Genomic DNA, 9233 nt, shown 5'->3' on the forward strand with positions numbered 1-9233 from the left:
CATTCATCCCTATTTACGGGCATGGGTGTAATGGACTGCTTTTCTTAACTTACAATAAAATAATAAGGTACGACGTCCAACTACCATAGGAGGTTTAGATTCATTTGTCTAAGAAAAATAACAACGATAAACTGATGATTTTTGCATTGGGCGGCGTAGGCGAGATTGGTAAAAATATGTACGTCATCCAATACGCGAACGACATTGTAGTCGTAGATGCTGGTCTTAAATTCCCGGAAGAAGATATGCTTGGAATCGACATTGTCATTCCTGACATTTCTTATCTGACTGAAAACCGTGACAAAGTAAGAGGAATTATTTTGACTCACGGACATGAGGATCATATCGGCGGTCTGCCATATGTTCTGAAACACTTGAATGTTCCGGTATACGGAACAAAGCTAACTCTCGGACTTGTAGAGAACAAGCTGAAAGAAGCCAATTTGCTGGGTGAAACAAAACGCATCCTGATTGATGCGGATTCCGAGATCCAACTCGGCTCTGTATTGAAAGCAACGTTCTTCGCTACTAACCATAGTATTCCGGATTCCGTCGGCGTATGTGTCGAAACACCGGAAGGCGCAGTTGTTCATACAGGTGACTTCAAATTTGACCACACTCCAGTCAATGGTCAATATGCAGATCTCCAGCGTATGGCACAGATCGGAACCAATGGCGTACTCGCCCTCTTGTCCGACAGTACCAACGCAGAGAAACCTGGATTTACACCTTCGGAGAAAAATGTGGGTATCGTTCTGGAAGATATCTTCCGCAAAGCAAGTCAACGTGTCGTTGTAGCAACGTTTGCTTCCAACGTACACCGGATTCAACAGGTGATCAATGCAGCTGAAGTAACTGGACGCAAAGTCGCAGTTATTGGACGCAGTATGGTAAATGTGGTAGGTATTGCTTCTGAACTGGGTTACCTTGAGATTCCAGACGGCATGATCATTGAGCCGGAAGAAGTAGGCAAAATGGCTGCTGACCGTGTAGTAATTCTCTGCACAGGTAGCCAAGGCGAGCCGATGTCAGCATTGACACGTATGGCTCGTTCAACTCATCGTAAGGTAGATATTCTGCCCGGTGATACAGTAATTATCGCGGCAACACCAGTTCCGGGTAATGAGAAATATGTAGGCCGTACGATTGATGAGCTGTTCCGTTTGGGTGCCAACGTGCATTATAGCGGAGCAAACAGTGGCGTTCACGTATCCGGTCACGGTAGCCAGGAAGAGCTGAAATTGATGCTTAACCTGATGAAACCGAAATACTTCCTGCCGATTCACGGTGAATTCCGTATGCAGCGCCGCCACGCGGTACTGGCTGAATCTGTAGGTATTGATCCAGACAACATTTTCATTACGGATATCGGTGAAGTAGTAGAAATTCAAGGCGGAGCAGCACGCAAGGCAGGTAAAGTTACTGCAGGTAACGTGTTGATCGACGGTTTGGGTGTAGGCGATGTAGGTAACATCGTATTGCGTGACCGTAAATTGCTGTCACAGGATGGCATTCTGGTTGTCGTAGTAACACTGAGCAAACAGGATGGCAAAATTGTTTCCGGTCCGGACATTATCTCCCGTGGATTTGTCTATGTACGCGAATCGGAAGGACTGCTTGATGAAGCCAATCGCATCGTCAGCAGCACATTGCAGAAGTTGATGAGTGAGAACGTTAACGAATGGGCTTCACTCAAAACGAATGTTAAAGATGCACTCGGACGCTTCTTGTATGAGCAAACTCGTCGTAGACCGATGATTTTGCCAATCATTATGGAAGTTTAAAATAAACCAAACAAAAACATAAATTCAGGCACACAGTCGCCCCTTCTCTACGAGTAATATTGGACGGTTCCTCGTAGAGAAGGGGCTTTTTTTGTTGTTTTTTAGCCCTAAACCAGATTATGGAGAAATTGATGATTAATCGGGTATAAGGCAGCTGAAACATTCCCCATACTAAGGAAATACATTACATGTTTCTGGAGAAGGGGATTAATCGAATGAGTGAATATATGAAAAACAAGCAAACACCGAAATCGGAACAACCAAGCACCGAGGCACCGGAAGTACCTGCACAAGAGGAGAAGACCATGTCTCCTGTAACGGAGGCTATCCAGCAATTTGGACAAACGCAGTCACCCGCAGCTGAATCGAATATTTACTGCATGACCATTATAGGTCAGGTGGAAGGGCATTTAATTTTACCTCCGCAAAACAAAACAACAAAGTATGAACACATCATTCCGCAGCTGGTTGCAGCAGAGCAGAACCAGCGAATCGAAGGCATTCTGATCATTTTAAACACGGTAGGAGGGGATGTGGAGGCGGGCTTGGCTATTGCCGAAATGATTGCTTCACTCAGCAAACCTACGGTTACCGTCGTCATTGGAGGAGGGCATAGCATCGGGGTTCCGATCGCGGTTGCCTCAACCTATTCCCTGATCGCGAGTAGTGCAACAATGACCATTCATCCGATCCGTATGAACGGACTCGTGATAGGCGTGCCTCAGACGTTTGAGTACATGGAGAAGATGCAGGAACGTGTCGTGAGATTTGTTACGTCACACTCGAATATCTCTGAAGACATGTTCAAGGAACTGATGTTTAAGACAGGTGAGCTCAACCGCGATATCGGAACAGCTGTGGGAAGTGCAGATGCGGTCAAATATGGATTGATGGATGCCATAGGCGGAATTGGTCAGGCCATCGCCCAGTTGAATCAGCTTATAGGAGACAAAAGACAGACGTTGCAGGCAGGAGGTTATACCCAATGACACTCTACACAGTGATGCCGCCTGAACTGCTGTGGTCAGGGATGTGGAATGAGGGAGAAGATACACGGGAGATCAAGATGAATGGATTATTGATGCAGGTCAGACCTGTTAATGACAATGAGGCTGTCATTGTACGTTTGCTTGAATGCCCCTTGGAAGCTTATCTGAATCCCGCCAATATGCCCGGATCTATCGTTCCGCTTTCAGGTAACCCGGGACCAACATAACGCGACGAAATAAGACAAATTGAGCAAAAAAGAACATATGTACGGATTATATTTGTATGGTATAATATTCTTCTGGGGGTGACCTGATTTTGGCCAGAAGAAAAAAGAGGAAAAAAAAGGCTGCAGCGTTTAGCGGCGTTTTAAAATATGAAATTTACGGCATTGTGCTTATAACCCTTGCCGTCATTGCTTTGTCGGGCGAAGCAACCGTAGGACGATCGCTTTCCAAGATGTTTGGATTGATGCTTGGCAAGTTCTATTTTGCGATTCCGCTTATAGGGATTTATTATGGCTTAATGGTGATGATTCATCGAAAATGGCCAAGCGGTTGGACAACGCGCAAGACAGGGCTCGTTTTGCTGGTGTTTGCCTTAACCCTGATGAGTACCGTCTCTGCCATGCACCAGAAGCTTATACCGGTTGGAGCCCTTGAGCCTGGTGCTGTAATTACACAGATACATAATGATATGCAAACCGAGCTGCTTACGCCTGCTGCGCCAGGCGAACGGGATTCGATGCTCAATAAGGACATTAGCGGCGGTTATATAGGAGCGGCGCAATTTGCCTTGTTCTTGTGGTTGTTTGGCAGCTTGGGGGCACGATTGATTATGATCGTGATGTTCATTATCAGCTTCATGCTGGTTACCAATCTTTCTTATGTCGATCTGATTCGCATTTTCAGAACCAAGATATGGGATGCAGGAAGTGCGATGTACAAAAAGCTGGAGGCTAGACCGGCAGCACGCGCTGCTTCAAGCTCTGCGGGCAAGAAAAACGGGAATGTCCGCAAAGTGGTGCCTGTTCCAGTGGACGACGAGGAAGATGATGACGATGAAATGCAGGATCAGCAACTACCGAAACGAAAAGCGCCAATATTTTTCCAACTGTTTGGAAAATGGGGCTCTGATCGGGAACGGACGAAGACTGAGCGTGAGTTGGATCGGGATGATTCTTTAGACACAGAACATGTTGTCTACCGAGCTGAGCGGGAAAAGCCTGCAGATTCATGGCATGACCAGCCAATTATCGCATCAGATGCGTTGGCTCCCGAGACAGTTCCTGTGCAATCAAGACCTAATTCGGCTCCAATCATCCGTGACTTCTTCGAACATGTCAGATCCGAGGATGCGAGTAAAGATGATGATCTGGATGATGCGTATCCTTTCCCAGATGATCTAACGGATAACATGCAGGGAGAAGAGCTTCCAATTAAGATCTCAGATGAACTTGTGGATAACAATGAGTGGCCTGGAGTAGCGAATGCTGGAACAGATGTGATGGATGATGCTGAGGCTAGTTCAGACGTTAATTCTGCGTTGAGCAATGCGGCTCAAGGTTCGGTTGCTTCGGATACGGAGGGGCAGGAAGTGCAGCCTGTTAAGCCGCCTCCACCACCTCCGAAACCTTATAAACTTCCATCGTTCCGACTTCTTTCCAAGCCGAACAATGGAGGCAAGGGTGGCGACCAGAAGGATTATATGCAGACTGCACGGAAGCTGGAAGCAACGCTGGAAAGCTTCGGTGTTCGCGCCAAAGTACTTGAAGTGGTCAGAGGGCCTGCTGTTACACGATATGAGATCCAACCTGATATAGGTGTGAAGGTCAGCAGAATTGTAAGTCTGACAGACGATATTGCATTAGCCCTGGCGGCAAAGGATATCCGTATGGAAGCGCCAATTCCCGGCAAATCCGCTATCGGTATTGAGGTGCCGAATGGAGAGGTATCCGTTGTAACGATGCGGGAGGTCATGGAGACTGCCACATTCCAGGAAGCCGAATCCAAAGTGACTATTGCATTTGGACGGGATATCTCTGGACAGACAATCATCGGTAATCTGGCTCGTATGCCCCATTTGCTGGTTGCTGGTGCGACGGGTTCAGGTAAATCCGTATGTATCAATGGTATTATTACCAGCATCCTGTACAAAGCGAAGCCGGATGAAGTGAAATTTCTGATGGTCGATCCTAAAATGGTCGAGCTGAACGTATATAATGGTATTCCGCATTTGATGGCACCTGTCGTAACCGATCCGAAAAGAGCTTCACTCGCTCTCAAAAAGATCGTCGTTGAGATGGAGAAAAGGTATGAGCTATTCTCCAAATCGGGTACACGTAACGTTGAAGGTTACAACAATCTCATGAAGGATAATCCAGCGGCAGTTTTGCCTTATATCGTTGTTATCGTGGACGAGCTGGCGGACCTGATGATGGTTGCAGCAGGTGATGTGGAAGACGCGATTGCACGATTGGCTCAGATGGCGCGTGCAGCCGGTATCCATCTGATTATTGCCACACAGCGCCCTTCTGTGGATGTTATTACGGGTGTAATCAAAGCCAACATCCCGTCCCGGATTGCCTTCGGTGTATCGTCTCAAGTGGATTCCCGAACAATTCTGGATATGGGTGGGGCCGAGAAACTGTTGGGTCGTGGAGATATGCTGTTCATGCCAATGGGAGCCTCGAAGCCAGTGCGTGTACAAGGAGCTTTCATGAGTGATGAGGAAGTTGAAAACATCGTGAATTACGTGCGTGGTCAAGGTGAAGCGCAGTATGACGAATCCATTGTGCCTGAGGTGGATGATTCCGTTCAGGCAGCAGATGAAGTGCAGGATGAGTTATATGAACAGGCAGTGCAGATTATTTTGGAGGCGAAGCAAGCCTCGGTTTCTCTGTTGCAACGCCGAATGCGAGTAGGTTATACTCGTGCCGCACGTTTGATTGACTCCATGGAAGCCCGAGGTGTAATTGGTCCTTACGAGGGTAGCAAACCAAGGGAAGTACTGATTTCGCTGGAGCAGTATCAGCAGAATAAAATAAGCTCGTAATACACAGCATGTGTAAACGATTAAAGCCCTTAACCTTATTGGTTGAGGGCTTTTTGCATGCCATTGGACTGAAGATTTGCCATGATGTCCAATGATCGGAGGATTTGGTGCATAGGAACGAAGTATGCTTGTCATAATAACCTTAGCGATTCTGTTAATCCCACAAGAGAAAGGTAGAAGACAGTCGATGCAAAAAATGAACATATGGCTTTTCACTGCTATTTTGCTGATGTCCGCATTGGGAATTCGTTATTTGCTTCCTGGGAATACAGCAACCGAAAGTCCAAACCCAAGTACTCCTCAGATCGAAGAGAAGTCCTTACCCACCTTTAGCACCAATGCTGTGAAATATGGAAGTTACGGTCAGGATGTATACGAGCTTCAAGGCCGGCTGAAGTATTTGGGATTTTACAATGGTAAAATCGACAGTAATTTCGGCAGCACCACACTGAAATCGGTAAAATGGTTTCAATCTGAATTCGGCATGAAGGCAGATGGTGTGGTTGGAGCCAAAACCAAGCTGAAACTTTACAATGCTTCAAAACAATGGTCGCCAACAGAAACGCCGTTGCACAAGGATCAAGGTTCAGGAAATAGTGGCAGCAATAACAATACTGCAGATAAAGAGCAAGACAATATGGGCTCAGCCAATTCCATGGGGTTGTCGGAGAACGAAATCAAAATTATGGCTAACGCCGTATATGGTGAATCTCGCGGAGAGCCGTTCGAAGGTCAAGTGGCCGTAGCGGCAGTTATCCTGAATCGCGTTAAATCGCCGAGTTTCCCGAATACACCGTCAGGAGTAATTTTCCAGCCGGGTGCGTTCACCGCTGTTGCAGACGGCCAGATTTATCTGGAACCGAATGCACAAGCTAAAAAAGCAGTTGAACAGGCGATGAATGGTTGGGACCCATCCGGTGGATGCCTCTATTATTTTAATCCGAAGACAGCTACATCCAAATGGATCTGGACACGTCCTCAGGTGAAAACAATCGGGCAGCATATATTCTGTATGTGATGATCTTGGAAGCAACCAGAAGGCGTGACTTCGGTTGCTTCTTGCCTTTTGAATGGGTTAAAATGGTTGATACGTTTAAGCTTCACTTATTGCACAACAAATGACGCCGTAAAGGGGTTTTAACATTTGAATACATCAGGATTTGAACGAGGAAACCGGAAAGAATTCCGCATACATGTTCTTCCTACGAAACGGTTTAAGACATATGCGATATCGCTTTACGCGGGGGTTCCCCTGCAAGAAGATACGGTTACCAAAGTAGCCTTAACACCTTTCGTGCTTCGGCGCGGGACCGAATCTTATCCGGAAACAACGCAATTTCGTGAACAGTTGGAACATTTGTATGGAGCGGGTTTTGGCTTTGATGTCTATAAACGTGGTGATTACCAGATCGTACAGTTCCGTATGGACACCATTAATGATTCCTTTGTTGGCGGAGACGAGCAGCTGTTGGATCGTTCCTTTGCTTTCCTTGGAGAGGTGCTCACACGCCCTGCACAGGAGGATGGTCATTTCCGAACCTCTTATGTACATGCTGAACGGGAGACCGTTCGCAAAATGCTGGAATCCATCGTCAATGATAAGATGCGTTATGCAGCGGAGCGCAGCATTGAGGAGATGTGTAAAAACGAACCTTACCGCTTGCACCCGCTTGGTGAGCGCAAAGATTTGCCGGGCATTGATCCAGAAACATTGACAGCTTCGTACCACGAGTGGTTACAGCAGGCGAGTATGGACTTGTATGTAGTGGGCGATACCACGCTGGAAGAGGTAGAGAGCCTGGTACAGCGATATTTCAATGTAGACCGTGTGACCTCTTCCGACTATCACACAGGGGAAGCTGTTCGTGGAGATAAAGAAGTGGAAACCGTGGTAGAACGGCTAAATGTTAATCAGGGTAAGCTTAATATGGGACTTCGTACGTCAATCACTTATAGTAATCCGCAGTATGCAGCAGCATTGATGTATAACGGTATTCTCGGAGGATATCCTCATTCCAAGCTGTTTGTTAATGTTCGCGAAAAAGAAAGTCTGGCATATTATGCCTCTTCCCGTTATGACGGACATAAGGGTATTGCAACGATCCAATCCGGGATTGAAATCCCCAATTACGAAAAAGCGGTCAAGATTATAAAACAGCAGCTGGATGAAATGAAGAATGGGAATATCACTGACCTGGAGATGTCTCAGACCAAGGCGATGATCCGGAATTTGCTTAAGGAAATGCAGGACTCTGCATTTGAGCTGATCGCTTATGATTTCAATCGGCAGTTATCTGGCAAAGACCGAACCGCCGAGGAACTGCTGGCCCAAGTAGAACAGATCAGCAAAGAAAATGTTCGTGAGGCGGCAGAACAATTCCGTCTGGATACGATTTATTTCTTGCGTGATGAGAAGGGGGAATAGTCGGTGGAGAGCATAACTTACGATCGTTTGCAGGAAACGCTGTATTACGAAGTGATGGATAACGGGCTGCATGTTTATATTTTGCCTAAACCGGGTTTCCAGAAAACATATGCCACGTTTGCAACCAAATACGGTTCGGTTGACAATCATTTTCAGGTTGAAGGACAGGAAGAAGTGAAGGTTCCGGACGGAATTGCTCATTTTCTGGAACACAAAATGTTTGAGGAACCGACTGGCGATATTTTTGCCACATTTGCTTCTCATGGAGCCTCTGCCAACGCATTTACCAGTTTTGACCAGACGGTTTATTTGTTTTCAGCGACAGAATACGTCAATGAAAATATACAAACATTAGTTGATTTTGTGCAAAATCCTTACTTCACCGATCAGAATGTGGAAAAGGAAAAAGGGATCATCGCTCAGGAAATTAATATGTATGCTGATAATCCGGATTGGCGCGTTTATTTTGGCTTGATTGAGGCGATGTATCAGAAACATCCAGTGCACATTGATATCGCCGGAACCGTTGAATCCATTGGGACCATAACCAAAGAAACGTTGTATACGTGCTACAACTCTTTTTATCATCCAAGCAACATGCTTCTGTTTGTAGTGGGTGGAGTAGATCCGCAGGAAGTGCTGGATATGGTTCGTTCGAACCAGGCGGAGAAAGATTACAAGCCTCAAGGGGAAATCGAGCGGATATTTGAACAGGAACCTGAGCCAGTAGGAGAAGCTAGACGTGAATCCAAATTGGCCGTATCCCTGCCCAAATGTTTGTTTGGTTTCAAGGAAACGGATGTGGGACTTACTGGAGAAGACCTGTTACGTCGGGATATGACAACCAAACTGATGATGGATTTGCTATTTGGTTCCAGTACCGCGCTATTTCAAAAACTGTATGATGAAGACCTGATTTCGGACAGCTTTGGACATGAATATAACAGTTCACCGCAATATGCTTTTTCTGCTATTGGCGGGGA

General features: G+C 46.3%; 7 protein-coding genes. All 7 read left to right on the plus strand.

Features of this window, described 5'->3' with window-relative positions; genetic code table 11:
- Positions 1-104 precede the first annotated feature (104 nt).
- Entirely contained in the window at positions 105-1784 is a 1680-nt protein-coding gene (locus tag AMS66_RS27820) for a ribonuclease J (protein ID WP_053783840.1), read from the plus strand.
- 215 nt (positions 1785-1999) lie between these two features.
- The gene (locus AMS66_RS27825) at positions 2000-2773 is read left to right on the plus strand and encodes a ClpP family protease (protein ID WP_330219358.1); all 774 of its coding nucleotides are present in this window, start codon (positions 2000-2002) and stop codon (positions 2771-2773) included.
- Complete coding sequence (locus tag AMS66_RS27830) at positions 2770-3000, plus strand: YlzJ-like family protein (RefSeq protein ID WP_053783841.1); 231 nt, start codon at positions 2770-2772, stop codon at positions 2998-3000. Before AMS66_RS27825 ends, AMS66_RS27830 begins: the two co-directional genes overlap by 4 nt.
- A gap of 89 nt (positions 3001-3089) precedes the next feature.
- Positions 3090-5825, plus strand: a complete 2736-nt coding sequence (locus AMS66_RS27835) for an FtsK/SpoIIIE family DNA translocase (protein WP_053783842.1) — start codon at positions 3090-3092, stop codon at positions 5823-5825.
- 187 nt (positions 5826-6012) lie between these two features.
- Positions 6013-6843 carry a spore cortex-lytic enzyme gene (sleB, locus tag AMS66_RS27840; protein WP_053783843.1) on the plus strand — a complete coding sequence of 277 codons (831 nt, stop codon included), beginning with the start codon at positions 6013-6015 and terminating at the stop codon, positions 6841-6843.
- Between the two features lie 126 nt (positions 6844-6969).
- On the plus strand, positions 6970-8250 hold the full coding sequence (gene yfmF / locus AMS66_RS27845) for an EF-P 5-aminopentanol modification-associated protein YfmF (protein WP_053783844.1): 1281 nt from the start codon (positions 6970-6972) through the stop codon (positions 8248-8250).
- A gap of 3 nt (positions 8251-8253) precedes the next feature.
- Positions 8254-9233: EF-P 5-aminopentanol modification-associated protein YfmH (yfmH, locus tag AMS66_RS27850; RefSeq protein ID WP_236703654.1), on the plus strand; the 980-nt coding region annotated here is incomplete at its 3' end.

Origin of the sequence: Paenibacillus xylanivorans, assembly GCF_001280595.1 — a bacterium.
GTDB lineage: Bacteria > Bacillota > Bacilli > Paenibacillales > Paenibacillaceae > Paenibacillus > Paenibacillus xylanivorans.